This window comes from Peribacillus butanolivorans, from assembly GCF_001273755.1.
GTDB lineage: Bacteria > Bacillota > Bacilli > Bacillales > DSM-1321 > Peribacillus > Peribacillus butanolivorans.
The window spans coordinates 514,682-539,845 of sequence record NZ_LGYA01000005.1; the positions used below are offsets into that span (position 1 = coordinate 514,682).

Here is a 25,164-nt window from a genome sequence, read left to right on the forward strand (position 1 = left end):
GCACTACTCCTTTAAAACCGCATCGATATAAATATCGGGATTCATTAATGTGTCAACAGCTTGTGAAATAAAAGGATAAATTGATTCTGTTCCAACTCCGAATAAAACGGAAAGGACAACAAGGAGAACAGCAGGAACAAGCATCTTATTAACCGTATTTTTAGCTAGAGTATAATCTGCTTTTGGAGTACCCCAGAAGCCATTTATGAAAATCTTCATCACCGAGTATAAAACCATTAAGCTTGATATTAAGACTGCAGCCATTCCAAAGTAGGCCTCTTTTTCTGCAGCTCCCTGAAGAATCAGCAGCTTGCCAGCGAATCCGCTGAAGGGAGGAATCCCTGCCAATGATATGGCTGCAATAAAAAAGGTCCAGGCAAGGGCAGGGTATTGCTTGATCAGTCCACCCATATTCCGTAAATTATCTGATCCACTGATTTTAATCATGATACCAACCAACAGAAATAGTGCTGCCTTAATCAGCATGTCATGAATGATGTAAAGAATGGAACCAGATAAGGCCTGTTCATTCATCAAGGAGATTCCGAAAATGATAACCCCAACTGCAATGATGATATTGTAAATGATAATTTTTTTAACATCCCAATAGGCGATCGCACCAATGACACCGATGATGATGGTTAAGATACCAAGTACCGCTAAAAAAGTATGGGTGAAATTTTGGTCATGATAAAACATAAGTGTATAGGTCCTGAAAATAGCGTAAATCCCGACCTTGGTCAGCAACGCTCCAAATAGAGCCATCACTGGGATAGGTGGGGCATAATAGGACCCAGGGAGCCATTGGAATAACGGGAAAATAGCTCCCTTCAAACCGAATACGATTAAGAAACCAATGGCGATCACCGAGATGATCCCAGGCTGGTTAACCTCTGATATCCGCTGGCTGAGGTGTGCCATGTTCAAGGTGCCGAGAACTGAATACAGGTATGCGACCATGATGACGAAAAAGGCAGATGATAGTACATTGACGATAATATACTTCAATGATTCTCTCAGCTGGATTTTCGTTCCTCCAAGAACGAGAAGCACGTAAGAAGCCATCAGCATGACTTCAAAGAAAACGAATAAATTAAAGAGATCTCCCGTGAGGAATGCTCCGTTAACACCAATCAGTAAAAATTGAAATACAGGATAATAATAGTGTGTTTCACGTTCTTTACCAATAGAGTAAAACGAGTAAATCAATATAGCTGATCCAATGATATTCGTGGTTAGAACTAGCAGCGAGGAAAGCATGTCAGCGACAATCACAATCCCAAATGGAGCATCCCAGCTACCGACACCGAGTGTCAAAATCCCTTGATTATTAACGGAAAGCACTAAATAAAGGGATATTACGATTCCAATAAGGGAGGAAAATAGAGAAATCCCTCGTTGGAGCTTGATTTTTTTTGCAAAGAAGATGAGGATAATGCCTGTAAAAAGCGGCCATAAAACAGGCATAAAAGTTAGATTATTCATTTGCTTCCGTACCTCTCATTTCTTCCATATCATCAGTTCCAAGCTCCTGATAGGTTCGGTAAGCAAGCACCAGTAAAAATGAGGTGACACCGAAACTGATGACAATCGCAGTTAAGATAAGTGCTTGCGGAAGCGGGTCAACATAGTCAACATAGGATGCCACTTTATCGCTAAGCAATGGAACCGAGCCGCCTTTTAAACCGCCCATCGTCAAAATTAAAAGATGGGCACCGTGACTGAGTAAACCAGTTCCTATTATGATTCGTAAAATGCTTTTTGAAAGCATTAAATAGGTCGCACTCATAAATAAAATTCCAATGACAATGGCCATTAAAAGTTCCATTATTCACTCTCCCCAATCGTTTGAATAATGGTCATCGTTACACCAACAACCACAAGATAAACACCTAAATCAAAAAGTACTGCCGTATGAAGCGAGATGTGTCCAAGAATAGGTAGGTCGATATATCGGTACACATGGGTCATGAGCGGAACCCCGAACACTAACCCACCAGCAACAGTCAGGCTTGAGATGAACAAGCCTGAACCAATCATTAATTTATAGTCAATCGGCAAGATCTTAGTGACGGTTTTAATGTCATAAGCGAGCAGAAGCAGGACAATTGCTGCTGAAGTCATTAAGCCGCCGACAAACCCTCCCCCTGGCGAATAATGGCCGCCTAAAAAGATGGCTACCGCAAAAAGCAAGATAACAAAGGCGGCTACCTTCGTCACCGTTTGAAGAATCAGGTCATTTTGTTTCATGATTTATCTTTCCTCCCTGTCAGCCGCAACTTAATCATCGCGAAGATCCCGAGCGCAGCAATAGAAAGAACACTGATTTCGAACATCGTATCAAGTCCGCGGAAGTCAACTAGAATGACATTTACTACGTTTTTCCCGCCTGCTTCCTTGTAAGCATTTTCAAGATAATAACTTGATATAGAGTCAAATAGTTTATTGCTGTGAGCTGATAAGGCAATCAATGTGACGATGGTACCTACACCAATAGAAATCAATGCGTTATTCAATCTGAAGGTCATCCGCTCTTCCTTTCTGCTTGCCAGTAACGGTAAGTGGAAGAAACAGAGCAAAAACAGAGCGACTGAAATCGTTTCGATGACTAGTTGAGTTAACGCTAAATCCGGTGCTCGGAATAAGACGAAAAATAGGGAAACCGTATAACCAACAGCTCCTAATAGGATAATGGATGTTAAACGGGATTTTGCAAACAGAATGGAAATTGAGCCAATCACGATAATCGCCGCTAAAACCATTTCATATAAACCAATCGGGGCAAAATTCCCTGTATCTAATTTAAATGCATCCTTCCAATAGAGGGCAAAGCCCAATGATAGAATAAAGAAAAGGAAAATCGATAATAAATAGGTCCGAATAGAGCCTGTCATTAGAAATTTCATGACAGAGGAAGCGGAGCGCTCGAGCGCATTTAGCCCATTATCATACAGAGCGTTCAAGGAAAAACGTTCAGGCAACCACTGATAAATCCTTTTCCATTTCGGAAACGTTTTGTATAAAATTATCCCTATTACAATGATGCCAATCGTCATCCATAATTCTGGTGAGAATCCATGCCAGAAAGCGATATGAACTTGGAAATTCGAATCTACTAAGTTTGGCTGTATGCTGGCTACCGCCGGTTTAATAATTGACGAAGACAGCAGATTTGGAAAAATTCCAAAAACAATGACCAAGGTAGCAAGGATAATCGGAGAAATTAACATGCCGATTGGTGCCTCGTGCGGCTTCTTTTCTAATAGATGGAGCTGAAGCTTGCCAGTAAAGGGCTTGAGCACGACAATCATGCTGTAAATAAATGTGAACACGCTGGCAACCCAAGCTAGAACGGGGAACAATACCCCCCATGTCTCCATATTAAAAATATCTAGTTCTAATACATTCACCATACTGGCCAAGAACATTTCTTTACTTAAGAAACCATTGAAGGGTGGAAGGCCTGCCATTGAAAAAGCACCGATGACGGCCACGGTAAATGTGATTGGCATCAGCTGCATCAATCCGCCGAGCTTCCGGATATCCCGGGTGCCAGTTTCGTGATCAATAATACCAGCAACCATGAATAGACTGCCTTTAAAGGTTGCATGATTGATTAAGTGGAAAACAGCTGCCACTGTGGCTGCCAAATAAATATTTTCACCCAATGTGTCATAGTGGAGTGCGGCTGCTCCAAGTCCCAATAGAGACATGATCAAGCCGAGCTGACTGATGGTGGAGAATGCCAGAATCCCCTTTAAATCGGTTTGCTTGACTGCAGAGAACGAACCCCAGAATAGGGTAATCAAGCCGGCAATCGAAACGCACCAGAACCAAACGCCAGATTCTGCGAAAACTGGGCTTAAACGGGCAACCAGATAAATTCCCGCTTTGACCATTGTGGCGGAATGAAGGTAAGCGCTGACCGGTGTCGGAGCTTCCATCGCATCAGGAAGCCAGATATGGAATGGAAACTGTGCGGATTTAGTGAAGGCACCAAGTAACACGAGCAAAAGTGCGGGAGTGAAGAGCGGGTGGTCCATCAACTCTCCGCTTTGTGAAATCAATTCACGTATGCTGAATGTGTTCCCCATAATGGAAAGGAGGATGATTCCTCCAAGCAGGCTTAAGCCCCCGAACACGGTGATAAGCAGGGATTTTTGTGCTCCATAACGTGAGCGCTCCCTTTCGTTCCAATATCCAATCAATAAAAAGGATGATAAACTCGTAAATTCCCAAAAGGAATAAAGGACGATTAAGTTATCAGAAAGTACAACACCAAGCATCGCACCCATGAAAAGCAAGAGGAAGACGTAAAACTGATTCAGCTTTTCTTTCACTTTTGATAAATAAAAAATCGAATACAAAATTACGAGTGAACCAATTCCTGTAATGAGCAGTGCAAATAAAAGTCCAAGTCCATCTAGATAGAAATCAACATGAATTCCGAGAGAAGGAATCCATGTAGCTCTTTCCGTAATTACTTCTCCTTGTTTGGTCAATGAAATGAATCGTGAAAAATAGGTGAAAAGTAGAACAGGTAAAATTAATACAAACCATCCTGTATGTATTTGTCGAAATAGTTTGTATAAGAACGGTACTATAATTGCTAATAGAAACGGTGATAGTACCGCCCAATGAAGCAAAGACATAAACTCCCCCCCTTTTTAAACGAAGTTATTCGTCTTATTATGCATTTTTTCAGCAATCCTAGACGTTAGAATATCTTCGTTGAATGTGTTTTTTATTAATAAATGTTTGTCTTGCTTAAAAGTATAACGTAATTTTTCAGGGTTTGCATGGCTTTACGAGCAGAGGTGGCATGCCGAAATAAAGATTTATATATAGGTAGAAAAGGAGAGAAAATCGACCTGAAAAAATTTATTTTTTAAGAAATTTTAAAGGAATAATAAATGCCATACATTGTCGAATTGAATAATATCTTGCATAATAATAGGATAAAAGATACATAGATGGAGAAAAAATGAAAAACACTATTTACTTAGTTATTTCCCAATCATTGCAATACTGTTATTTAGCCTTTCCTTTGCGATTTATCAGCGTTATTGCAAGTTGCCAATACAGTAAGAAAAAGAAGGTGGCTAATGAGGACACCTTCTTTTAATGAAAAATGTTTTTTTATTCTGGTGTTTGGTTGATATCTTTCCAAATCAACACATGCGAGTACGTGAATAAATTGATTGAAGATTGGATGGCGTGTCTTTTCCAATCCAAACCCCTGTTGTGTAGTTTGCAGTCAGACCGACAAACCAAATGTCTTTAACGTCATTGGTCGTTCCGGTTTTTCCACCGATATAATCCGTTGGAAAGTATGCTTTACGCGCCGTCCCGTTTACGGTTACTTCATGGAGGAGCTGCCGCATCTTGCTCACCGTGTCCCTGTTCCATATCTCCTTTGGTTTGTCCTTCCTAGATGGAGATTGTAAAGGAATGTACTTAAACTATAGAAGCAAGTTAGTGGAACAAGGGTTTCTTGAATTTGTATGGAATATATTACCTTGAAAGGTCTGGTGTTGATGTAATATTCACATTGTTCTTAACCAGACAGTATAAAACATTCAGGGGGAGATTAAAATGTCATTAAAAGCAGGAGATATAATTACGTTTGAACGAACTTTTACAGTAAGGGATGTTGAATTATTTACTGAGATTTCAGGTGATGAGGGGATTCATCATATAACCCCAGATGAACAAGGAAGACTTGTAATTCAAGGGTTATTAACGGCGACTCTGCCAACAAAAATAGCTGGAGATAATAATGTACTGGCTCGTAGTACGAATTTTGAGTTTTTAAGACCTGTTTTTACGGGAGATACAATAATTTGTAAAGTTAAAATTGAAAAATACGAAAGGCAAGAAAATAATAGAACAGCTTTTATTGCATCTTTTTTATGTGAAAATCAGAATAAAAAAGAAGTATTGAAAGGGGATGTTTCAGGCGTAATTCTTTAAACTTTCTTCAACTAAAGGGAGCGATTGTGGAAGAACATATTTACAAATGATCAAACTTTTTTATAAATGCCAAACTTAAATCTGCTGGAAAAGAATCCATTTTGATCAAACTTTATTTTAAAACCACAATTTTTAAAGTGACCATTCCATAGCTGCCACAGCTGTAATTTTTCGGGAAATAGCTGGCTCCGCTTATAAGTTGAGTAATATCCGCATCTGTTTCTTCAATATAGGGGGCATAATCAAGAAGTGGCTTAATGGCTGATCCTGGCTGTCTATAACTTTGGTATGCCCGATTAAAAGAATTTTTTTTATAATCTTTTCCCCCAATCAAAGAGACAAGCTCGTGCGTATGATGCTGTATAACCACTATAGCTCCCTCGATATCATTGACACCGATTTTTGACTGTATAGCAGTCTTGGACAGGGTTTGCAGCTTAGTATCGAGTGGGGTATGGATGGTTACACCGGAGTTCAAAAGCTTTTCGCCCCTTTTATTCAGCTCGACTTCCGCCTGCTGACGTGTAGCTTCATCAGAACTTTGCAAAGACTTTGTGAGACCTTCAGAGGATGCCACCAGGTTTTTCAATTCCTGATGAGTATATGTCACATAATCGGGATATAAGTCGACCGAGGTGGACAAGTCTAATTTAATCGTATTTTTGATAAGCTTTTCATACTCGTTCTGTTTTAATTTACCTTCTGCGACCATTTGCTTTAGAATCCGTTCCTGTCGCTTTTTCGTTTTATCAAAATGTTTAAGAGGATTATAGAGTTCGGGATTATTAGGAATCGCTGCTAGGAATGACAATTCGGCTTTTGATAACACCGCAGTTGGTTTACTGAAATAAAACTGGGAAGGTCCGTAAACTCCATTATGGAAATAAATAGCGTTCATATATAACTCAATGATTTCTGATTTCGATTTTTTCAATAGGACTTCTCTCGTCGAGAACATGATAGGCAGATTGGGTTATAGACCACTCTTTATAGGAAAAAAACGAAAATGGATAAAGCAGGAAATAAGGAGAAAATCGTGATATAACCAAGATACGTGCGCATAGTTCAACTTCCTAACTAATATATTTTTAGTATGTTTATGGAAAAGTATAGGGAATAAAGGATGGTACTTTCGATTTATGAATCCATCATAATCCAATTTAGGAAGACTATAAAGAGTTTTACAAGAAATTAGGAATCGTCAGCCGCAGTGTCACAGCATATCTAGGGTAGTAAAATCCAATAAAAACTTTCTAAATCTTCTGTTATAATATTCTCATGAGAATATTGAAAACCAAATTTTGGTTGGTGTGAAGATGTCAGGAATAAGAAGGGGGTCATAAAAATGGAGGAACAACAGCAATATATATTCATTGATTTTGAATTTACGATGCCTGAAGGAAAAGCGAATCCAGTAGGGTTTTATCCGGAAATTATTGAGGTCGGTTTAGTTTCAGTTATAAATGAGACAATCCAAGAACAGTTCTCTTCCTTTGTTAACCCGTTGAAATTTCCAGCCTTAACGGGAAGATGTAAGAAATTCTTGAATATCACCCAAAATCAGGTGGACCGGGGGATTTCATTTGAAGAGTTGGTTTCTTTATTGAAGAAAATAGATGAGCAAGCTCCATCGACAATTGTGACTTGGGGAAATATGGACATGAAGGTACTACGGCAGAACTGTCAGAAATCAGGATTAAAGTTTCCTTTTTCCGGGAAACAAGTGGATCTTTGCTTGGAATACAAACGCTTTTTCGGAGATCAAAATCAAACCGGATTATGGAAGGCTGTACAGGCCTATGGTAAAGAAGGGACAGGCAAGCATCACAGAGCCCTTGATGATGCGATTACGACCTATAACATCTTTAAGTTAGTCGAGAAAGATAAGAGTTATATGCAAAATCATGAACCGACGACAATTGGCGATCGCATTGATTTATCGAAGGTATTGAATCATTTAGCGTTATAAAAGCCAAATCAATTACTACTGATTTGGCTTTTATCATGCTTTATTTGAAATAATCCGCTGCTAACTCTTCAAGTAACTGTAAGCTTTTATTATTCCATTCTGTGTGGACTTCGCTTAAAGTTCGTGCCATATTCTCAACAGCTTCTCTTAATGATTCCTTATACTCAGGAATTTCCTCTTCAAAGACCCTGACCATATTCTTCGGTACATTGGTTCTCTCGCGGAATGCAAGTGCACGACGTTGATGAAACATGGAAACTTCTGTTTGCTTCGGGTTATGAAGATCTCCCTGCATGGGATGCTTCACAACTGCCAACACTTTTACAAGATATGAAGTAGGCCTGATATCATTGATTTCGCCGATGTATTTCCCTGTTTTATATATGGCAGTAACCTTGTCGCCAATGTTAAATTCCTGTTCGGACATTTTTCATCCACCTTTCTTTTAGCTTCCTTCATGATACATAAGAACACCGATTTTTCACAGCGAATTTGTTTAATTTCGCAAAGATGCTTTTTTCACAAAAATCGTGTAAAGTGTACAAATGAAGGTTGAAAATGGAGATGTAAGCCATTTTATTTAAAAAAGAAAGAGGTTATGAACTGTGACAAACTTTCCACAATTAACAAACGAAGTATTGGAAAATGAAAAAGCGGTCATTATGCAAACAACGCAAGGTGATATTAAAATTAAACTGTTTCCCGAACTGGCTCCAAAAACAGTAGAAAACTTCTTAACACATGCTGAAAACGGTTACTATGAAGGGATTATATTCCATCGTGTCATCAAAGATTTCATGCTTCAAGGCGGTGATCCTACAGGAACTGGAATGGGTGGTGAAAGTATTTGGGGCGCTCCATTTGAAGACGAGTTCTCTATGCAATTATTCAATCTGCGAGGAGCTCTTTCCATGGCGAATGCAGGCCCAGGAACAAATGGCAGCCAATTCTTCGTTGTTCAAGCACAGCACGTAGACAGCAGAATGGGTGAACAAATGAAGCAAGCCGGTTATCCGGAAGAAATCATTAACGCTTATATGGAACAAGGCGGCACACCATGGCTTGACCATAAACACTCTGTCTTTGGACAAGTTATCGAAGGCATGGATGTTGTTGATACGATTGCTAACGTAGAGACAGTTGCCGGAGACAAACCAGCTGTTGACGTAGTCATTAAGGGTATTACCATTTTATAATCGTCAAAATCAAACGAGGGGCTTGATGCCTCTCGTTTTTACTAGCGTTCCAATCTTTCCTTCGTTTAACAATGTTATTTTGTCAACATCGATGCATAATTTTTTTTATCTTGATAAGCATGTAATTTTACCATTGCAAATCTTGCAATTGGTTGAATCACTAAACTCTCAGCTATAAGTACGATTAAGAAATTTCTTGGCCAATTCGTTAAAAATCTACTAAATATTTCTGAACTAATACCGTTTCCTACGATATCCCCAATAAGCGTCATGCACGCTGACATTCCCAATACAGTGAATAAGATCCTAAATAAAATCTTTGCATTAAAGCTATCTGCTGGTTCTGTAAATTTCCCAACTAATTTTTCTGCAATAGGACCTATGACTACCGGTTCCATAATCATCGCAATAATCCACATAATCGGTAACGTTTTAAGTATCAGTAATACAACATTCCCATCTAATTTTTCTGAAATTAGAATGATACTTAGTGTTGTCATCAACAAAACAGTCAGCGTACAAATGATACCGCCGTACAACGCTCCTTCTTTACCGTTTCTAGGTAATCTTGTTTCTAGTTTCATTTTTTTCTTCCTTTCCAAAAAAGTATTTCAGATAGTATCAATACATGATTTAGTGCTTTAAAAGCATTTACATCACAAATGCTAAGGCAATATTTAATACGGATTCACTAAAAAGTCCAACAAGTCAGCTACTAAAAGAGAGCCATTATAGACCCTGTTTAGATTTGTTTATTCACTTATTAATACGAATTTAATAAATTTGGTAATACCTGTGAAATCATTTTTAGTGGATCACTTGTTTTTTTTGTTAAACAAAGCATAATAGCACCTTCAATAGAAGCTGTCATCATTAGAGAAATTGAATCAGTTGTTTCTTTCGAAAAACCATCTGCTATTAACTTGTTCGAATAAATCTCTTGAATATTTGTGAAAGATTGATCACAGGCATTTCTGACTGGTTCACTTAGTGATCCCATTTCGCTAACGATGCTGCTAAATGTATAACCAGTAATCATCCCATCTCGATCATATTGAACGATCAATTCCTCAATCATCGCTTGTGTAGCTGCTTGAGTAGACGGATAATTTTGAAAAATTTCTTCCATATGCGTTGTAATTGCTTCATTTAATGAATGAAGACAAGCGATGAGTAATTCTTCTTTTCCGTTTGGAAAGTGGTGATAAAGCGAACCTTTTGAAATGTTACATGCTTTTAAAATTTCGTTTAATCCTACTCCCAAATATCCTTTTTTCTGGAAAAGACTTGTCGCGATGTCGATTATCCGCGATTTCGTATCCATAATAAACACCCTCCATACCAACCGGTCTGTTTTTAAATATATCAAAATAACATTTTATAAGTCAAGACATTTTTAACTCTCTAACAGTAATGGTTTTCACGATTTATACACAATTATTGGTGTATCCCTAAAAAACTTTTTCCTTCTACCCTTCCTCAAACCACTTCAAAATATCCTTCTATTTCACCTTACTTAATGGATGTTGTCGACATGATCGCTAACGTTGAGCAGTGGCTGGAGATAAACCAGCTGTAGACGTAGTCATCAAGGGTATTACCATTTAATAATCGTCAAAGGGAAGCGAGGGGTTTGATACCTCTCGTTTTTTTAAGTTTTAGTGGATTTGGCCCACTAGTGGATTGTTCTGGTAATTGTTATAATGACATAAAGAAGTTATTTTCTATCAGGAAGGATGTATCGGATGGACTTTCTTAATCATACTTTATTAGGTTTGTTTCTTTACTTTCCAGAGGACAAGACTGAATATATCTCGGCAGGTATAACATGTTTCATCTTTTTAATTGCAGCTGTTTTTACGATGCGAGCCATCATAAAATATTCAAAAAAAGAAGAAATGAAAACAAAACAATTTGAAGATGAAGTCACTAAAAGAAATCAACGCATAAAGGATGATTCTCTTTCTTAACCTAAAAAAGCTGCGAGCTCATTCATGAGAGATTGCAGTTTTTTATTATATTCTATTGGTAATTTGAACATTAATTATCCCGTTATGAATGGGATTCGATTTTGATAATAGGTTGTAAAGTCCCTGTATACATAATAAACTGTTCCTTTATCAGCATAAGCATTTTATACTATAAGGATATAGATAGAATTTTTGGGGGCGTAAATTGTTATGCAAATCGTAGCTAAAAGAATGATTGCGGCAGATACGGTTAAGAGTTTTTTCATGCAGCATTGGGAAACGACTCAAGTCGTTTTTTCTAGAGGCTTGTTTCATTATGCAGAACTTGAGGGATTTGGGGTGATGGATGAGAATGAAAAAATCACGGGATTAGGGACATATAAAATGGCCAATCAGGTATGTCAGATCATTTCTTTGAATAGTGAGCACGAGAAGCAAGGTGTGGGCTCATCGTTGCTTTATGTGATAGAAAATATTGCAAAAGAAAAAAATTGCCATACTATTAAAGCGATTACAACCAATGATAATTTACAGGCATTGAAGTTTTTCCAAAAGCGTGGCTATGTCATTTCAGAAATTGTGAAAAATGCAGTCGAAGAATCAAGGAAAATCAAGCCTGAAATCCCATTTTACAGCTTTGATGGAATTCCGGTACGAGATGAGATAATACTAGAGAAATTTTTATAATATGGTAGAATTTAACTGAGTATGAATAGAGGAGGAATGGAATTTGTTTAAGAAAATTGCGGCTGATGCACTTGGTCTCAGTGATATCGGAAGTGTGATTAAGCCTGCCGACTATGACAAGGTGGATGCAGATGATTACATCATGCACGAAGATGAGGAAAAAATTTATTTCCTGATTAAATCGAAAACCGATGAATACTGTTTTACGAATCAGGCGTTTATCCATTTGGATGGTACAAGTGCCATTAGTAAAAAGCGTACACTTACAAGGTATAGCTATAGCCAGCATAATATTTCCAACGTGACCCTTGAAACGGCAGGCACCGTGGATTTAGATGCAGAAATTAAATTTTCGATTGGGGCAAAAACTTTTTCCATTGATGTTCATAAAAAATTCATCGAAGAATTAAAGGACTTGTTCAAATCACTTGTTAAAATATCGGAAATTTGTCATGAAAATGAGTATGCCCTTCAATATGCCCAACAAAGTGTAAACCTTGCTTCTTCCACTTTGAACCAGGTTCGGACTGAAGGAAGTCAAATGGCCGCGAGTTTTAAGGATATTAATTCCGCTGCTTTTGAATGGTTGATGGACAGCCGGAAAAAGTATCATATTAAAGATTTCGGCTATGTTTTTGAAAAATATATCAATAATTAAAAAAGAGGCGAACACAGAATGATGTGTCCGCCTTATTTTATTTAAGCCAATCCCCCCACGATCCCCTATTGTTTAGACTTACACGAAAGGTTACGCTTTGATACGGATATTGCATCATCATCTGCATCTCACCGAATTGTCCGGAACGATCATGTTAATTAATCCTCTTTGGAAAATCACATGAAAAGCCCATCTTTTTGAATTTTATTAGTTTTTGTTCTCTCTCCCGATTTATTCTTGAGGTAAAAAGTACCTTTATGGAATGAAGTAAAGATAGAAATACTAGAGAAAAGAACGATTATGAAAGGATGTTGCACATGCTATCTAATCAGCAAATAAAAAGCTTTCAACAGCAATTGCAGCACACAAAGCAGGAGTTGGAAAAGCAATTAAATGACTCGGGTGACTTTGGTTTAAGAAGAAGTCAAGATGATTCGACTGGTGAGTTATCGAGCTATGATAATCATCCTGGTGATCAAGGAACAGAATTATATGAGCGTGAAAAAGATTTGGCGCTGGGTGAGCATGTCCGAGATGAAATTAGGGATATTAATCGAGCCCTTCAAGCAATTGATGCAGGAGAGTATGGGAAATGTGAAGTTTGTTCAAAAGAGATTCCTCTTGACCGTTTGAGCATTATCCCGACGACTACCTTTTGTGTCGAACATTCGCCATCTCAAGAAACTTCTGACAATCGGCCGGTAGAAGAGGAAGTGTTGGGACCTCCATTTGGAAGGTTTGATTATGATGGGCGGGACGAATCGGTTGCATTCGATGCGGAGGATTCATGGCAGGAAGTTGCTAGCTATGGAACATCTGAAACGCCTTCTGATTTTGCTTATCCTCCTAACGATTATGAAGATATGTATGTCGAGTCTGAAGAAAATATTGGGTATGTTGAAGATTATGAAAATTTTGTTGGCGTGGATATATACGGTAAGGAGATAACGGTCTATCCTAACTCCCAGTATCAAGAATTGAAGGAAACACTTATTGAAGAAAATATACAAACATCGATTGGGGATCTGCCTCGTTATGAGCATGATCCATATGTAGAAGAAGAGAAGGACTAATAGAAAAAAGCAAAGAACCAGGCTTCAAACCTGGTTCTTTGTTATTTCTTATGAAAAAGCCAATTTTAATCGATTAAGCCCATCCAACAGCACACTGCGTGAACAACCAATATTCATCCGGACGAAACCTTCTCCACCTGGGCCATATTTTGAACCAGGCTCTAATGCGAGCTTCCCTTGATGGATCAGTCGTTCCTTAATTTCCTTGTCGTTCAATCCTAGATCACGGCAGTCAATCCATAAAAGGTAAGAGGCATCCGGATGCATGACATGCAGTGCAGGAATTTCAGCAGCAATGAATTCCTCTGCCACTTTTATATTCTCCTCGATGTAAGCAATCATGTCTTTCAGCCAGGGTAAGCCTTCTCGATACGCGGCTTCCATAGCTGTTAAAGCTAGGATGTTCAGTCCATGAAAGGCCAGTTTCGTTTGAGCCTTTTGCAATTGCTTTTGCAGTTTTTCATTACTGGTGATCAGGAATGAAGCTTGAATGCCGGCAATATTGAATGTTTTACTTGGTGCCATTAACGTAACTGTTATGTCCGATAATTGTTCTGAAAGTGAGGCGATGGGATAATGTCTGGATGTTGAATGGAATAAGTCAGCGTGAATCTCATCACTGACTATGATTACATTATATTTTACGCAGAGCTCGCCAATCCGCAGGAGTTCGTCTTTTGTCCAGACGCGTCCGCCGGGATTATGTGGGCTGCAAAACAGGAATAGTTTCACTCCACTTTTCAGCTTGTCTTCAAAATCCGTAAAATCAATCTTAAAGCGATCGTCTTCTATGATAAGCGGACTATTGACCACTTCACGGTCATTATTTTTGATCATATCAAAAAATGGTGTATAGACGGGTGATTGTACCAATATTTTATCACCCGGGTTCGTGAATGCTTGGATAGTTGTACCGATGGCTGAAACGACGCCAGAGCTAAATGAGATCCATTCCTTTGTGATGGGCCAGGAGTGCTGGTCACTAAGCCAGCTTTGAATTTCGGTGAAAACCGTTTCGGAAGGGACGGTATAACCGAAAATCGGATGATTCAGGCGTTCAATTAACGCTTTTTGAATGCCCTTAGGAGAAGGGAAATCCATATCGGCAACCCACATTGGCAGTACATCTTCTCTTCCATACAGTGATTTAAGCGAGTTTTTATCCCATTTTACTGATCCTGTATTTTCCCTGTTAATGTGTTCTTCAAAAATTGACTCTTTCAAAATATCCACCACCGATTTAAAAATTTGTCGTCTTCGCGAAAAGCGTGTTGTTATGATACTATGATATCATGTTCTCTGAATATATTGAGCAGGTGATGATTATATGGATACACAGCAAATGAATTTAGCGTTGGTTGCCGTTTTGCAAGAATGGGACCCTTTCCAGATTGGCGGGGAACTATATGAGCCGGAAATTGCGGATACAGTTGTTGCAATCCGAGATATAGATAACCCACAGGAACTGGCGAAAAAAATAAAATCTATCTATGAGTTCGCATTTGATGCGCCCGTTATAATGGAAAAATGTCTGGATGTTGCAAAGAAGCTGCTAATCATAAAGAATGATGCCAGCTGCTCGATCTAAAGACAGTGAAGGATGACCCGAAATAAGGGTCATCCTCTTTTATGTTTGGATAGTCGGTGTCCTTAAAAATTCCTTAATTAAGTGATACACTTCTTCGGGCTTCTCCTCTGGAAGCAGATGTCCTGAATTTTCTAAGACGGCAAGTTTTGAATTAGGAAGGTCTCTATGTAACCTTTCACCAATCTTCAGGGGTACTACGTTATCATGCCGCCCCCAAACAAGCAGACAAGGCGTTTGAATCGAATAAAGGTCCTCCTCTAATAAATCGACTTCCTTATCGCGTAGCATCCTTCCTAGCGCACGAAATATATCATGATTCTTAATGAATGGTTCTAGATAGCCTTGCCGCATTTCATCATCAATCATGGCTTGATTATGAACAACGTTTTTCAAGTTCTTTTCTATCCCCGACTTTTGTAGATACCGTTTTATTCCGAACGAAAAGAAAGGCAGGTAGCTAATCATCTTCATTTTTTCTGAATAGCTAGGCTGATAGCCTGAACCGGCAAGGAGAATGGCATGTTCGACCAGGTCCGGATGTGATTTAATGAGTTGCAAGGAAACCTGGCCACCCATAGAGTGCCCGATGATACTAAATTGCCTGATGTTTTTGCCTTCTAAAAACTGGACAACGGATTTGGCGATATTCTGGAAAGAATATGTATATCGATAAGCTTTCCCGCTTTGACCGAATGGAGGAAGATCTATCGAGATCACATTGAAATCTTGGATTAAATAAGGTACTAATTTACGGAAGCTGAAGCTGGATGATAAAAACCCATGCAGTAAAACAAGGGTCGGAAAGGAATCATTAATTTGATCATATTCAAAATAGATATCAATATTTCCCACCTGTTCAATGCCTTTAATTGTATGACCTTCCATATGAACCCCTTCTCTATTATTATTTCTCATCTAAATAAAGAGATATTGTCTCAATCACAGATTTTCCCTGAAAATCCAAAAATTCTGTTCTTTAATGCTGTTGCATAACAGTAATTGTAATAATAACCATGAAAAAAGACAATTACTATAACAGGTTTTCAATCAATTTTGATATAATAGTGTAAGTTTATCCTGACAGAATAGGACTTATTAATTTATATTGTCGTACTTGATTTTATAAAAGTCTAATAAGGTAATTCATCAGACTATCTGCCAGCCAAACATCACGTCTAAAATAGTGAATTCCAAAAGGGGGGTTTTCCAATGCACTTGAATGAAGAGGAATTGGAAGTCTTGAGAATCATTGAAAATAACAGCCGGATTGATCTTAAGGATTTGGCGAAAATGACCGAGTTATCAGAAGCGGACATTGAAGTAACATTGAAGAAATTAGAAGACATGCGTGTGATTGTCCGTTATTTAACAGTTATTAACTGGGCAAAAGTGGATGAATACCATGGTGTCACTGCGATGATTGATGTAAAAGTAACACCAAAACGCGGTGTTGGTTTCGATGAGGTCGCAAAACGAATTTACCGGTTTAAAGAAGTAGAGTCCGTCTATTTAATGTCTGGAGCCTATGATCTTTCCGTCATCGTTGAGGGACGTTCGATGAATGAAGTGGCAAGTTTTGTATCAGAAAAACTTTCGACACTTGATTCTGTTATATCTACTACGACTCACTTTATAATGAAAAAATACAAGCATGACGGCACTATATTTGATCAAACTGAAGAAGATAAGCGGATAGTGGTGTCACCATGATTAAAACGAGTTATGTTTCAAGGACGATTGCAGAGCTAAAACCATCAGGAATTCGCCGCTTCTTCGACTTGGCTGCCAATTTGGAGGGTGTCGTCTCACTTGGTGTAGGTGAACCGGATTTCGTTACATCATGGGCAGTAAGGGAAGCAGCTATCAACTCATTGGAGGAAGGATATACCTCATATACAGCTAATGCCGGATTATTTGAATTAAGGTCAGAGATCAGCAAATATATGGAGAAGCAGTTCCATGTTTCGTATAGACCTGAGGATCAAATTATTGTAACGGTTGGAGCAAGCCAGGCGCTCGATATTACGCTGAGAACTATTTTGAATCCAGGTGAAGAAGTTATCGTTGTCGAACCTTGTTTTGTCGCCTATGCACCCCTAGTGACCATGGCAGGGGGAATCCCAGTCACGGTTCAAACCTCTAAGGATGATGACTTTAAGTTAACACCCGAACAACTTGAAGCGGCGATTACTCCTAAAACGAAGGCCGTTTTAATTTGTTCGCCGAATAACCCTACAGGTACTCAACTTGAGCAGGCAGAATTAGTGATGCTTGCTGATATCGTTAAAAAACATGATTTGCTAGTTATTTCCGATGAAATCTATGCGGAGCTTGCTTATGATGAAGTATTCACTTCTTTTGCAGCTATTGATGGCATGATGGAACGTACAATCGTAATCAATGGATTTTCTAAAGGTTTTGCGATGACTGGATGGCGTCTAGGATTTGTATGTGCGCCTAAAGAAATTTCTGAAGCAATGCTGAAGCTTCACCAATATGCGATGATGTGTGCCCCAACTATGGCGCAGCATGCTGCATTGGAAGCATTAAAGCACGGGATGCAAGATGTGGAAGAGATGCGAAGGAGTTATCGAAGAAGAAGGAATTATATAGTGAAATCGTTCAATGACATCGGTCTGGACTGCCATAAACCAGGAGGGGCCTTTTATGCTTTTCCATCTATCGAAAAAACAGGGATGACTTCGATGGAATTTGCAGAAAGACTTCTGAAGGAAGAACTAGTTGCTGTTGTGCCGGGAGATGTATTTGGGGAAAGCGGTGAAGGGCATATCCGTTGTTCTTACGCTTCTTCCATGGAGCATCTTCAAGAAGCACTGAAAAGAATGGAACGTTTCATGAAGAATCATAGTTGAATAAAAGCAAAAAAAATAGGGATCTGTCGTTACTTACGACGGATCCCTTTTCCATAGGGGGAATTAGAAAAAAGAGTTAATCTAATGGATTAACATAGAAAGTGTTAATCATAGTATATCCGATAATTTGGAAAAAAATACATGTACAACCAGCGTTTTTTTAAATTAAGTTTGTGTGTTATATAATTTATTCATAACATTCAGAATTTGTTCTTCACTAAAATCTTTAGCTGTTCTTAGGATAAGTATTGCCTTTTCGGTTCCGATCTCCTCAATTAGCTTTTCGATTTCCTCGTCAACACCAGCGGCATTCACTGTTGGACTAACTTTTAAAAATTCTGAAGCTGGAATATCAAGAACGGTAGAAAGCCGCAAAATGGTTTGTGTATCAGGGACTGACTCACCTGATTCATACATTTCAATTTTCTTGGTGCCAATACGTAATTTTAAAGCCAGTTCCTGTTGAGTGAGGTTATGATCTTCTCGGTACTGACGGATGTTCTTCGCGATATTTGACATTGTCAAGCACTCCTTTATCAGGAAATATTCTTTATATGATTATTTTACCATATTATAGTATAAGTAAAGTGAATGAATATGTATGTTTTGTGAAAAAACGCCACATCGAGAAAATATCGAAGCGGCGTATTTGGGATGTTACATTAGATTTATCGACTTGAGAAACACGGGGATAATCATGATTGGTACGATGTAGCGAATCAAGAAATACCAAACTCTTCAACACTAGGTAGTGTTTTAAAATTACAATCTTTAGAAAAATAAGTGAATATGTTAAAGGAAATCATGTTTAATTGCATATTTTTAGGTTAAGTTATAAATAACAATCTTATAATAATAAGTATTTCCAAAAAACAAACATTTTTATTGAGTAAAAACCTAAAAAGTATGATATACTTAACTTTGATTATTTTCCAATTATGTGATATAATTTTTTATTGCGTGAAAAGACGAAAAAATATATATAAAATAGGAGTGTTACCATGTCTGAAAAATTCGAAATTGGTGCGGTAGTTACTGGCAAAGTAACTGGTATTCAACCATACGGTGCATTTGTTGCTCTAGATGATTCAACTCAAGGTTTAGTTCATATTTCTGAAATTACTCACGGATTCGTAAAAGATATTAACGAACATTTAAAAGTGGGCGATGAAGTAAAAGTTAAAGTGCTTTCTATCGATTCAGGTGCTGGAAAAATTGGCTTATCGATCCGCGCAACAGAAGAAGCTCCTGAGCGTACTGAAGCTCCGAAAAAAGCTCCGAAAAAACGCCAAGCATCTGTTAAAGCAACATCTCACATCGAATCTACTGAAGGCTTCAACTCTTTGAAAGACAAACTTCAAGCTTGGATTGAGCAATCTCAACGCGAAGACCTAATCAAAAAATAATTTTTTTAACCGACAGATCATTTGATCAGTCGGTTTTTTTGTGCTTATTAGCATTATATTTCATATAGCATTTCGACCCTTCATACTCAAACCATCAACTCGCCAAAGTGCGGGTTATCTCTGTTTGAACGGTGAAAATAATTGCCTCTATCGGGAACTTTCATGGTCGGACGACGACAGCCATGTCGCTCTCCAATACGGAATATAGAGATGAATTCCTCTGGTTTTTATTGCTGATAAATTAAGTTAGGTGGAAAATGTTTGCTTGTGATTGAAGAAGAATTGAAGCCGGATATAAACTCTGTAAAGCTGTAAGAAAATGCGAAAACATCATTCGATTTGTACCTCCGATGTAATTGATAAGCCAGAAATTGATTACGCATTGAAAAAAAGTATTAATTAAAATAAAGCCGGGGCATGAGGTTATCATGGACCGGCTTTGTTTATAGGACAAACAAATTATCTATAGACTTAAGACTTTCAACGAGTTGGTTTAGCTTCAGGCTCTCTTGAAACTTCAGGACTTGGTTTGAAGAGAAGACCAAGGTTAATAAGACCGGAAATTCCTACTATTCCATAAACGATACGGGCCAATGCAGCATCTTGTCCGCCGAAGATAGAAGCAACTAAATCGAATTGGAAAAACCCGATTAATCCCCAATTCAAGGCACCGATAATTGTAAAAACAAGTGCAGTTCTTTGTATTCCACTCATTGTACAGCCTCCTTTTTTAATAAGGTAGTTCTTTATTTATCATGCTTTTTCACCATGCAAATATACATCCGGACAAAACTTCCGAACGGATACTTTGTATTTATATGGAACTTTCGGCATAATGAAGAAAAGAAAAAACTCACCATTGCCCAAGAGGTGGATATCGTGGCCTGAAAAAGAGGACAATGTGTCATAAAAGGAGAGAATGCATTGGAGAATTTTACTTATAAAAATCCTACTAAATTAATTTTTGGGAAAAATCAGCTTGAAAGTCTAAAAGCAGAAATTCCACCCTTTGGTGATAAAGTGTTACTTGTATACGGCGGTGGAAGTATAAAGAAAAATGGTCTGTATGATAAGGTAATCACAGCATTAGGGGAGATTAATGCGGAAGTACATGAACTTGCCGGAGTTGAACCGAATCCACGCATTTCTACAGTCCGTAAAGGTGTGGAGCTTTGTAAAGAGCATCAAATCGACTTTGTACTTGCAGTTGGCGGAGGAAGCGTTATTGACGCTACAAAGGCCATTGTTGCAGGTGCGAAATATAAGGGAGACCCATGGGATCTCGTAATTAAAAAGGCACCAGTGAATGAAGCCCTTCCGTTTGGAACAGTGCTGACTTTAGCTGCAACTGGTTCTGAAGCAAATCCAGGTTCTGTCATAACAAATTGGGAAACGAAAGAGAAATACGGATGGGGAAGTCCTTTAGTTTATCCGCAATTCTCCATTTTAGATCCCGTAAATACTTTTTCAGTTCCAAAAAATCAAACGGTCTACGGGATGGTTGATATGATGTCACATGTGTTTGAATCATATTTTCATCCAGAAACCCATGCACCTCTTCAGGACCGTTTTTGTGAATCTCTCTTGTTGACGGTCATCGAAACGGCTCCAAAACTATTGGAAGACCTGGAGAATTATGAGCATCGGGCTACGGTATTATATGCGGGAACCCTTGCCTTAAATGGATCTCTAGGGGTTGGTTACAACGGTGATTGGGCTACACATAATATTGAACACGCAGTTTCGGCGGTATATGATATCCCCCATGCTGGAGGATTGGCTATCTTATTTCCAAATTGGATGAAACATGTGCTCCATGAAAATGTCAACCGTTTCAAGCAGGTTGCAGTCCGCGTATTTAATGTAGATCCGAAAGGTAAAACGGATGAGGAAGCTGCGCTTGAGGGCATTGAACGACTTCGTACATTTTGGAGCAGCTTAGGGGCGCCGACACGTCTTGCGGATTATGGTATCGACGACTCGCAGTTAGAGATCATGGCTGATAAAGCCATGAGCAGAGGAGATTTTGGCCAATTTAAAGTGTTGAATCGCGAAGATGTTCATGCCATTTTACGGGCATCGTTATAATTCGAGTTATAAAGCTGAGTTCTCCCACCACAAAAGGTGAGAGAACTTCTTGAACAAGGGTATAATCTGATGTTTACTTTATCGATTTCTTGATTATGATTAATACATCAGATAAAGTGAAAGAGAAACTTTAAATTAGAGGAGGAATTGGCTTGGCCCATTTACATTTCGATTATTCAAAGGCTCTACCGTTTTTTGGAAAGCATGAAATGACTTATTTACAGGATGCTGTAAAAGTGGCACACCATTCTCTGCATGAACAGACAGGGGCGGGCAATGAGTATCTTGGCTGGATTGATTTACCTGCTAATTATGATAAGGAAGAATTCTCAAGGATTAAAAAAGCTGCCGCTAAAATAAAAGATGATTCAGATGTGTTATTGGTTATCGGAATTGGCGGATCCTACTTAGGGGCACGTGCTGCCATTGAGATGCTTCAACATAGTTTTTATAATCTTTTGCCTTCGGATAAAAGAAATACACCACAAATTATATTTGTCGGTAACAATATCAGCTCTACATATATGCAAGATGTTATGGATTTATTGGCGGATAAGGATTTCTCAATCAATGTAATTTCAAAATCGGGCACGACAACTGAACCTGCTCTTGCGTTCCGAATTTTCCGGAAACTGCTCGAACAAAAATATGGTGTCGAAGAAGCGAAAGGCCGGATTTATGCGACCACTGATAAAGAAAAGGGCGCTTTAAAAACGGTAGCAACTGAAGAGGGCTTCCAAACCTTCGTTATTCCTGACGATGTTGGTGGCCGTTATTCAGTATTAACAGCAGTAGGGTTGCTTCCAATTGCAGTGAGCGGTGCAGATATCGACCAAATCATGGAGGGTGCCGAACATGCAAGAGTGGACTTCAGTTCTTCTGAGCTAGCTGATAATCAGGCATACCAATATGCAGTGGTCCGCAACGTTCTATACAATAAAGGTAAGACTATTGAAATGCTGATAAACTATGAGCCTGGACTTCAGTACTTTTCCGAGTGGTGGAAGCAGTTATTCGGAGAGAGTGAAGGGAAAGACCAAAAAGGAATTTTCCCTGCATCCGCCAACTTTTCAACTGACCTGCATTCATTAGGACAGTATGTTCAGGAAGGACGCCGCGATCTTTTTGAAACGGTCATCAAAGTGGAAAAAGCCCGTCATGAAATTTTAATTGAGGAAGCGGACAATGACTTGGATGGTTTGAATTATTTGGCGGGAGAAACGGTGCAATTTGTCAATAATAAAGCTTTCGAAGGTACGCTGTTAGCTCATACAGACGGTGGTGTTCCAAATCTGATTTTATCGGTGCCGCAGCTAGATGCGTATACATTTGGCTATCTCGTATATTTCTTCGAGAAAGCTTGTGCGATGAGCGGTTACCTACTAGGAGTCAATCCATTTGATCAGCCTGGAGTGGAAGCGTATAAGGTGAACATGTTTGCCCTTCTAGGTAAACCAGGTTATGAAAAGAAAAAAGAGGAGCTCGAACAGCGCCTATAATCATTTATTAAAAAAGGTATCAAGCTGGATAACACTGTCCAAGCTGATACCTTTTTTGTTTTTATCTAATTTTAGTAAATGTAAATCAAGGGGAAGTTAAAATACATCCCTGATAATGGTAATCAAAATATTAAAATGGAAGTGAGGGATTATTGATGCAAGTATCATCGAATTCCAGTTACCCAGGTTCTACAAGTTCTGCTACGGGTAGCTTGGCAAGTGCCAACAAAGTGCTTGAGAAACAGAGGAGTGAGCTCTAGGCAGATATTCAGGAAGCTTACCTATCGGATGAAATGGCTGAAGCAATGAGGTCCAGCAGCTGCAACAAGAAATGCAGCAAATTGAGACAAATACAGCAATTGCAAATGGACGAGACAAAAGAAGCAATAAAGGTGAAGAGACTACGAAAAAGAGTGGGGATAGCTTGGAAATCAGTGACAAAGCTAATCTCCTCTATGCTCAAACGAGGGAGGAATAGTAGTAATCCCCAGGTTTTTTTAAAGGCTTTTTGGTTATGCTAATAAAAAATTAGCGAAAGAGGTTTTTACAATGATTAAAATATCTTCTGAGTTGGAAGGGAAAACATTCGGTTTATTTGATCTGGAGACGAAGTTAAAACCAGAAGGCTATGTGATAGGCGGAGGCTGGGACTATGACCATGGATCTTTTGATTATAAAATGGATGACAGTGATGGTTATCAATTTTTAAGAATTCCTTTCAAGGCTGTTGATGGGTCTCTTGATACGGATGGGGTGATGGTAGAACTTTTACAACCGTTTTTGTTAGCTCATAAGTACGAGGATGGTACTGACGATGAAGGAAATATAGGTAACATTGCAGCCTCCTTCAATCAGTTTGCTGAACCGGAAAATCCAGATGCGGAGTTTCCGGAGAACTATATCTCATACGGAAAATCACTAGTCCATGATTTGGAAAAGCTTTTAATACATTAATCTTCAAGGATTAGTAGGGTGTCATTATGATGAATGATTATATCTGCAGGGGGCTTGATAATTGTCTCGCCTCCTGAAATGATACCGACTAATAAAATGTTTTTATCAAATAACTTACCGCTCAATTGTTTGAACGACAAACCTGTCCATTCGATATGAGTGGGCAGCTGTTTAATGTTCAAACTCCACTTTTCTATTTTCTCTTCAAACTCTCCTTCCATTCCTTTCGATAAACAATCCTGCATATATTCACTCGCAAACTTATTCGTTTCTACGATACGATCTGCACCAGCTCGTAATGCATTTTCCTTTTGTTCCTGCGTTAAAATTTCCACAAGACAATACACATTCGGATTTAGTCCTTTGACCGCAAGTAAGGTTAAAATCGAGAACATGTCCGTTTGAAGTTCGTTTTGCTTTAGATCAGCAGTGATAAGAACTCGTATGGCTTGTTTTATATTAGCTTGTTGCAAAACGGAATCTAAGGTTGCTTTTCCTTGTACAAAGTGGATATTTGTTCTGGGTAGCGGGTGCTTTTGTAACGTATCATCTATCAGGACAATGGCTTGATGATGCTTACTATCATGAATGTCACTGATGATTCTTTTAGAACGGCCATTCCAGCCAACGATGATAATATGTCCTCCACTAGAGAATTCCTTTTTCCCGGTTAGATATTGCTGTTCAGTGGAGATAGACATTTTAGCAATGTAAGCAAAATAAGAAGTGACTAGGCCGGCACCTGACAAAATGAGAAATATTCCAATGATCTTTCCAATATTCGTCATTGGAGTGTAATCTCCATACCCTACCGTTGACATAGTTACGATTGCCCAATAGATGCCATCAAGTAGGGTAGGGAAATTCCGTGGCTCAACTAGATGAATCAGAATACCAAATGAGAGTAAAAATAGCGCGATGATAGTAAGCAATCTAATAAAACGCGGAATTCTTGGAAAGACGGTATTGAATGGTTTGATTCGAATCATGTTTTTTCACACCCCCGAGCTGTCCTTTTTAGTATGGACAAAAAAGGTTTTGCTCATAAGGCTTGGCTGGACAAATTTTGAATGAGTCCTCTCATGAAAAAAAAATTGTCATTATAGTAACAAGGAGTATAGAAGAATCTGAGGGTGAAAACCTGGGTATTATGAAGTTTTTTGATAATAGTAAATAAAAAGCGTTAAGTGATAGGTAACGAGCTGGATGATTCGATTGTGTATGTGGATG

Annotated in this window: 29 protein-coding genes; 15 read left to right on the plus strand and 14 right to left on the minus strand. The window is 38.6% G+C overall.

Annotated elements, in window-relative coordinates; all coding sequences use genetic code 11:
- Nucleotides 1–3: 3 nt before the first annotated feature.
- The 5 genes from AKG34_RS24480 to AKG34_RS24500 all read right to left on the minus strand — a co-directional run bounded on the left by AKG34_RS24480 (nucleotide 4) and on the right by AKG34_RS24500 (nucleotide 5,393).
- Nucleotides 4–1,485: a Na+/H+ antiporter subunit D gene (locus AKG34_RS24480; protein ID WP_053348735.1), complete on the minus strand. Its 1,482-nt coding sequence runs from the start codon at nucleotides 1,483–1,485 to the stop codon at nucleotides 4–6.
- On the minus strand, nucleotides 1,478–1,828 hold the full coding sequence (locus tag AKG34_RS24485; protein ID WP_053348736.1) for a Na(+)/H(+) antiporter subunit C: 351 nt from the start codon (nucleotides 1,826–1,828) through the stop codon (nucleotides 1,478–1,480). The genes AKG34_RS24480 and AKG34_RS24485 overlap by 8 nt, the downstream gene beginning before the upstream one ends.
- The gene (locus tag AKG34_RS24490) at nucleotides 1,828–2,250 is read right to left on the minus strand and encodes a Na(+)/H(+) antiporter subunit B (RefSeq protein ID WP_053348737.1); all 423 of its coding nucleotides are present in this window, start codon (nucleotides 2,248–2,250) and stop codon (nucleotides 1,828–1,830) included. Before AKG34_RS24490 ends, AKG34_RS24485 begins: the two co-directional genes overlap by 1 nt.
- Nucleotides 2,247–4,652: a Na+/H+ antiporter subunit A gene (locus AKG34_RS24495; RefSeq protein ID WP_053348738.1), complete on the minus strand. Its 2,406-nt coding sequence runs from the start codon at nucleotides 4,650–4,652 to the stop codon at nucleotides 2,247–2,249. The genes AKG34_RS24490 and AKG34_RS24495 overlap by 4 nt, the downstream gene beginning before the upstream one ends.
- 519 nt (nucleotides 4,653–5,171) lie before the next feature.
- Entirely contained in the window at nucleotides 5,172–5,393 is a 222-nt protein-coding gene (locus tag AKG34_RS24500) for a hypothetical protein (RefSeq protein WP_152952404.1), read from the minus strand.
- Nucleotides 5,394–5,595: 202 nt separating this feature from the next.
- On the opposite strand from AKG34_RS24500, the gene AKG34_RS24505 reads away from it, so the two are divergent.
- Nucleotides 5,596–5,973: a hotdog family protein gene (locus AKG34_RS24505; protein ID WP_053348740.1), complete on the plus strand. Its 378-nt coding sequence runs from the start codon at nucleotides 5,596–5,598 to the stop codon at nucleotides 5,971–5,973.
- A 112-nt stretch (nucleotides 5,974–6,085) separates the two neighbouring features.
- Here AKG34_RS24505 and AKG34_RS24510 read toward each other — a convergent pair whose 3' ends face one another.
- Entirely contained in the window at nucleotides 6,086–6,907 is an 822-nt protein-coding gene (locus AKG34_RS24510) for a transglycosylase domain-containing protein (protein ID WP_053348741.1), read from the minus strand.
- A 411-nt stretch (nucleotides 6,908–7,318) separates the two neighbouring features.
- Here AKG34_RS24510 and kapD point away from each other — a divergent pair, with 411 nt between their 5' ends.
- Nucleotides 7,319–7,942 (plus strand): 3'-5' exonuclease KapD, encoded by a 624-nt coding sequence (gene kapD / locus AKG34_RS24515; RefSeq protein WP_053348742.1) that lies wholly within the window; start codon nucleotides 7,319–7,321, stop codon nucleotides 7,940–7,942.
- A gap of 40 nt (nucleotides 7,943–7,982) precedes the next feature.
- On the opposite strand, the gene AKG34_RS24520 is transcribed toward kapD, so the two are convergent.
- Nucleotides 7,983–8,369, minus strand: coding sequence for a kinase-associated lipoprotein KapB (locus AKG34_RS24520; RefSeq protein WP_053348743.1), 387 nt, complete (start codon nucleotides 8,367–8,369; stop codon nucleotides 7,983–7,985).
- 235 nt (nucleotides 8,370–8,604) lie between these two features.
- Here AKG34_RS24520 and AKG34_RS24525 point away from each other — a divergent pair, with 235 nt between their 5' ends.
- Nucleotides 8,605–9,138, plus strand: coding sequence for a peptidylprolyl isomerase (locus tag AKG34_RS24525; RefSeq protein WP_053348878.1), 534 nt, complete (start codon nucleotides 8,605–8,607; stop codon nucleotides 9,136–9,138).
- Between the two features lie 74 nt (nucleotides 9,139–9,212).
- Here AKG34_RS24525 and AKG34_RS24530 read toward each other — a convergent pair whose 3' ends face one another.
- Nucleotides 9,213–9,722: a DUF2798 domain-containing protein gene (locus tag AKG34_RS24530; protein WP_053348744.1), complete on the minus strand. Its 510-nt coding sequence runs from the start codon at nucleotides 9,720–9,722 to the stop codon at nucleotides 9,213–9,215.
- Between the two features lie 179 nt (nucleotides 9,723–9,901).
- Complete coding sequence (locus AKG34_RS24535) at nucleotides 9,902–10,462, minus strand: TetR/AcrR family transcriptional regulator (protein ID WP_053348745.1); 561 nt, start codon at nucleotides 10,460–10,462, stop codon at nucleotides 9,902–9,904.
- A gap of 421 nt (nucleotides 10,463–10,883) precedes the next feature.
- Between AKG34_RS24535 and AKG34_RS24540 the strand changes: the two genes are divergently transcribed.
- The 4 genes from AKG34_RS24540 to AKG34_RS24555 all read left to right on the plus strand — a co-directional run bounded on the left by AKG34_RS24540 (nucleotide 10,884) and on the right by AKG34_RS24555 (nucleotide 13,526).
- Nucleotides 10,884–11,108, plus strand: a complete 225-nt coding sequence (locus tag AKG34_RS24540; RefSeq protein WP_053348746.1) for a hypothetical protein — start codon at nucleotides 10,884–10,886, stop codon at nucleotides 11,106–11,108.
- A gap of 210 nt (nucleotides 11,109–11,318) precedes the next feature.
- Entirely contained in the window at nucleotides 11,319–11,795 is a 477-nt protein-coding gene (locus AKG34_RS24545) for a GNAT family N-acetyltransferase (protein WP_053348747.1), read from the plus strand.
- A 43-nt stretch (nucleotides 11,796–11,838) separates the two neighbouring features.
- The gene (locus tag AKG34_RS24550) at nucleotides 11,839–12,453 is read left to right on the plus strand and encodes a PH domain-containing protein (protein ID WP_053348748.1); all 615 of its coding nucleotides are present in this window, start codon (nucleotides 11,839–11,841) and stop codon (nucleotides 12,451–12,453) included.
- Between the two features lie 317 nt (nucleotides 12,454–12,770).
- The gene (locus AKG34_RS24555; protein ID WP_053348749.1) at nucleotides 12,771–13,526 is read left to right on the plus strand and encodes a TraR/DksA C4-type zinc finger protein; all 756 of its coding nucleotides are present in this window, start codon (nucleotides 12,771–12,773) and stop codon (nucleotides 13,524–13,526) included.
- Between the two features lie 48 nt (nucleotides 13,527–13,574).
- Here AKG34_RS24555 and AKG34_RS24560 read toward each other — a convergent pair whose 3' ends face one another.
- Nucleotides 13,575–14,750, minus strand: coding sequence for a MalY/PatB family protein (locus AKG34_RS24560; protein WP_053348750.1), 1,176 nt, complete (start codon nucleotides 14,748–14,750; stop codon nucleotides 13,575–13,577).
- A gap of 103 nt (nucleotides 14,751–14,853) precedes the next feature.
- Here AKG34_RS24560 and AKG34_RS24565 point away from each other — a divergent pair, with 103 nt between their 5' ends.
- A complete protein-coding gene (locus AKG34_RS24565; RefSeq protein WP_053348751.1) occupies nucleotides 14,854–15,114 on the plus strand; it encodes a DUF1871 family protein in 261 nt (86 codons plus the stop codon).
- 39 nt (nucleotides 15,115–15,153) lie between these two features.
- On the opposite strand, the gene AKG34_RS24570 is transcribed toward AKG34_RS24565, so the two are convergent.
- Nucleotides 15,154–15,999, minus strand: a complete 846-nt coding sequence (locus AKG34_RS24570) for an alpha/beta fold hydrolase (protein ID WP_053348752.1) — start codon at nucleotides 15,997–15,999, stop codon at nucleotides 15,154–15,156.
- Nucleotides 16,000–16,323: 324 nt separating this feature from the next.
- Here AKG34_RS24570 and AKG34_RS24575 point away from each other — a divergent pair, with 324 nt between their 5' ends.
- Together AKG34_RS24575 and AKG34_RS24580 are read left to right on the plus strand one after the other, a co-directional pair.
- Nucleotides 16,324–16,824 (plus strand): Lrp/AsnC family transcriptional regulator, encoded by a 501-nt coding sequence (locus tag AKG34_RS24575; protein ID WP_053348753.1) that lies wholly within the window; start codon nucleotides 16,324–16,326, stop codon nucleotides 16,822–16,824.
- Entirely contained in the window at nucleotides 16,821–17,987 is a 1,167-nt protein-coding gene (locus AKG34_RS24580) for an aminotransferase (protein WP_053348754.1), read from the plus strand. Before AKG34_RS24575 ends, AKG34_RS24580 begins: the two co-directional genes overlap by 4 nt.
- Nucleotides 17,988–18,152: 165 nt before the next feature.
- Here AKG34_RS24580 and AKG34_RS24585 read toward each other — a convergent pair whose 3' ends face one another.
- Entirely contained in the window at nucleotides 18,153–18,506 is a 354-nt protein-coding gene (locus AKG34_RS24585; protein ID WP_053348755.1) for a helix-turn-helix domain-containing protein, read from the minus strand.
- A 482-nt stretch (nucleotides 18,507–18,988) separates the two neighbouring features.
- Here AKG34_RS24585 and yugI point away from each other — a divergent pair, with 482 nt between their 5' ends.
- A complete protein-coding gene (gene yugI / locus AKG34_RS24590; RefSeq protein ID WP_053348756.1) occupies nucleotides 18,989–19,393 on the plus strand; it encodes a S1 domain-containing post-transcriptional regulator GSP13 in 405 nt (134 codons plus the stop codon).
- Between the two features lie 480 nt (nucleotides 19,394–19,873).
- Here the strand turns inward: yugI and AKG34_RS24595 are convergent, their stop codons facing one another.
- Nucleotides 19,874–20,107 carry a DUF378 domain-containing protein gene (locus AKG34_RS24595; RefSeq protein ID WP_053348757.1) on the minus strand — a complete coding sequence of 78 codons (234 nt, stop codon included), beginning with the start codon at nucleotides 20,105–20,107 and terminating at the stop codon, nucleotides 19,874–19,876.
- Nucleotides 20,108–20,317: 210 nt separating this feature from the next.
- Between AKG34_RS24595 and AKG34_RS24600 the strand changes: the two genes are divergently transcribed.
- The 4 genes from AKG34_RS24600 (at nucleotide 20,318) to AKG34_RS24610 (ending at nucleotide 23,934) form a co-directional block, all read left to right on the plus strand.
- Complete coding sequence (locus AKG34_RS24600) at nucleotides 20,318–21,481, plus strand: iron-containing alcohol dehydrogenase (protein ID WP_053348758.1); 1,164 nt, start codon at nucleotides 20,318–20,320, stop codon at nucleotides 21,479–21,481.
- Nucleotides 21,482–21,633: 152 nt separating this feature from the next.
- Nucleotides 21,634–22,980, plus strand: a complete 1,347-nt coding sequence (locus AKG34_RS24605; RefSeq protein WP_053348759.1) for a glucose-6-phosphate isomerase — start codon at nucleotides 21,634–21,636, stop codon at nucleotides 22,978–22,980.
- A 331-nt stretch (nucleotides 22,981–23,311) separates the two neighbouring features.
- Nucleotides 23,312–23,458 (plus strand): hypothetical protein, encoded by a 147-nt coding sequence (locus AKG34_RS29115; RefSeq protein WP_162878698.1) that lies wholly within the window; start codon nucleotides 23,312–23,314, stop codon nucleotides 23,456–23,458.
- A gap of 71 nt (nucleotides 23,459–23,529) precedes the next feature.
- Nucleotides 23,530–23,934: a YugN-like family protein gene (locus AKG34_RS24610; protein WP_053348760.1), complete on the plus strand. Its 405-nt coding sequence runs from the start codon at nucleotides 23,530–23,532 to the stop codon at nucleotides 23,932–23,934.
- On the opposite strand, the gene AKG34_RS24615 is transcribed toward AKG34_RS24610, so the two are convergent.
- Nucleotides 23,931–24,923 carry a potassium channel family protein gene (locus tag AKG34_RS24615; protein WP_083450959.1) on the minus strand — a complete coding sequence of 331 codons (993 nt, stop codon included), beginning with the start codon at nucleotides 24,921–24,923 and terminating at the stop codon, nucleotides 23,931–23,933. The genes AKG34_RS24610 and AKG34_RS24615 overlap by 4 nt on opposite strands.
- Nucleotides 24,924–25,164 lie beyond the last annotated feature (241 nt).

Coding starts and splice junctions, on each gene's coding strand:
- AKG34_RS24480 (WP_053348735.1), bottom strand. CDS start 1,485: ATGAATAATCTAACTTTTATGCCTGTTTTATGGCCGCTTTTTACAGGC.
- AKG34_RS24485 (WP_053348736.1), bottom strand. CDS start 1,828: ATGGAACTTTTAATGGCCATTGTCATTGGAATTTTATTTATGAGTGCG.
- AKG34_RS24490 (WP_053348737.1), bottom strand. CDS start 2,250: ATGAAACAAAATGACCTGATTCTTCAAACGGTGACGAAGGTAGCCGCC.
- AKG34_RS24495 (WP_053348738.1), bottom strand. CDS start 4,652: ATGTCTTTGCTTCATTGGGCGGTACTATCACCGTTTCTATTAGCAATT.
- AKG34_RS24505 (WP_053348740.1), top strand. CDS start 5,596: ATGTCATTAAAAGCAGGAGATATAATTACGTTTGAACGAACTTTTACA.
- kapD (WP_053348742.1), top strand. CDS start 7,319: ATGGAGGAACAACAGCAATATATATTCATTGATTTTGAATTTACGATG.
- AKG34_RS24520 (WP_053348743.1), bottom strand. CDS start 8,369: ATGTCCGAACAGGAATTTAACATTGGCGACAAGGTTACTGCCATATAT.
- AKG34_RS24525 (WP_053348878.1), top strand. CDS start 8,605: ATGCAAACAACGCAAGGTGATATTAAAATTAAACTGTTTCCCGAACTG.
- AKG34_RS24530 (WP_053348744.1), bottom strand. CDS start 9,722: ATGAAACTAGAAACAAGATTACCTAGAAACGGTAAAGAAGGAGCGTTG.
- AKG34_RS24535 (WP_053348745.1), bottom strand. CDS start 10,462: ATGGATACGAAATCGCGGATAATCGACATCGCGACAAGTCTTTTCCAG.
- AKG34_RS24540 (WP_053348746.1), top strand. CDS start 10,884: ATGGACTTTCTTAATCATACTTTATTAGGTTTGTTTCTTTACTTTCCA.
- AKG34_RS24545 (WP_053348747.1), top strand. CDS start 11,319: ATGCAAATCGTAGCTAAAAGAATGATTGCGGCAGATACGGTTAAGAGT.
- AKG34_RS24555 (WP_053348749.1), top strand. CDS start 12,771: ATGCTATCTAATCAGCAAATAAAAAGCTTTCAACAGCAATTGCAGCAC.
- AKG34_RS24565 (WP_053348751.1), top strand. CDS start 14,854: ATGGATACACAGCAAATGAATTTAGCGTTGGTTGCCGTTTTGCAAGAA.
- AKG34_RS24570 (WP_053348752.1), bottom strand. CDS start 15,999: ATGGAAGGTCATACAATTAAAGGCATTGAACAGGTGGGAAATATTGAT.
- AKG34_RS24575 (WP_053348753.1), top strand. CDS start 16,324: ATGCACTTGAATGAAGAGGAATTGGAAGTCTTGAGAATCATTGAAAAT.
- AKG34_RS24580 (WP_053348754.1), top strand. CDS start 16,821: ATGATTAAAACGAGTTATGTTTCAAGGACGATTGCAGAGCTAAAACCA.
- AKG34_RS24585 (WP_053348755.1), bottom strand. CDS start 18,506: ATGTCAAATATCGCGAAGAACATCCGTCAGTACCGAGAAGATCATAAC.
- yugI (WP_053348756.1), top strand. CDS start 18,989: ATGTCTGAAAAATTCGAAATTGGTGCGGTAGTTACTGGCAAAGTAACT.
- AKG34_RS24595 (WP_053348757.1), bottom strand. CDS start 20,107: ATGAGTGGAATACAAAGAACTGCACTTGTTTTTACAATTATCGGTGCC.
- AKG34_RS29115 (WP_162878698.1), top strand. CDS start 23,312: ATGCAGCAAATTGAGACAAATACAGCAATTGCAAATGGACGAGACAAA.
- AKG34_RS24610 (WP_053348760.1), top strand. CDS start 23,530: ATGATTAAAATATCTTCTGAGTTGGAAGGGAAAACATTCGGTTTATTT.
- AKG34_RS24615 (WP_083450959.1), bottom strand. CDS start 24,923: ATGATTCGAATCAAACCATTCAATACCGTCTTTCCAAGAATTCCGCGT.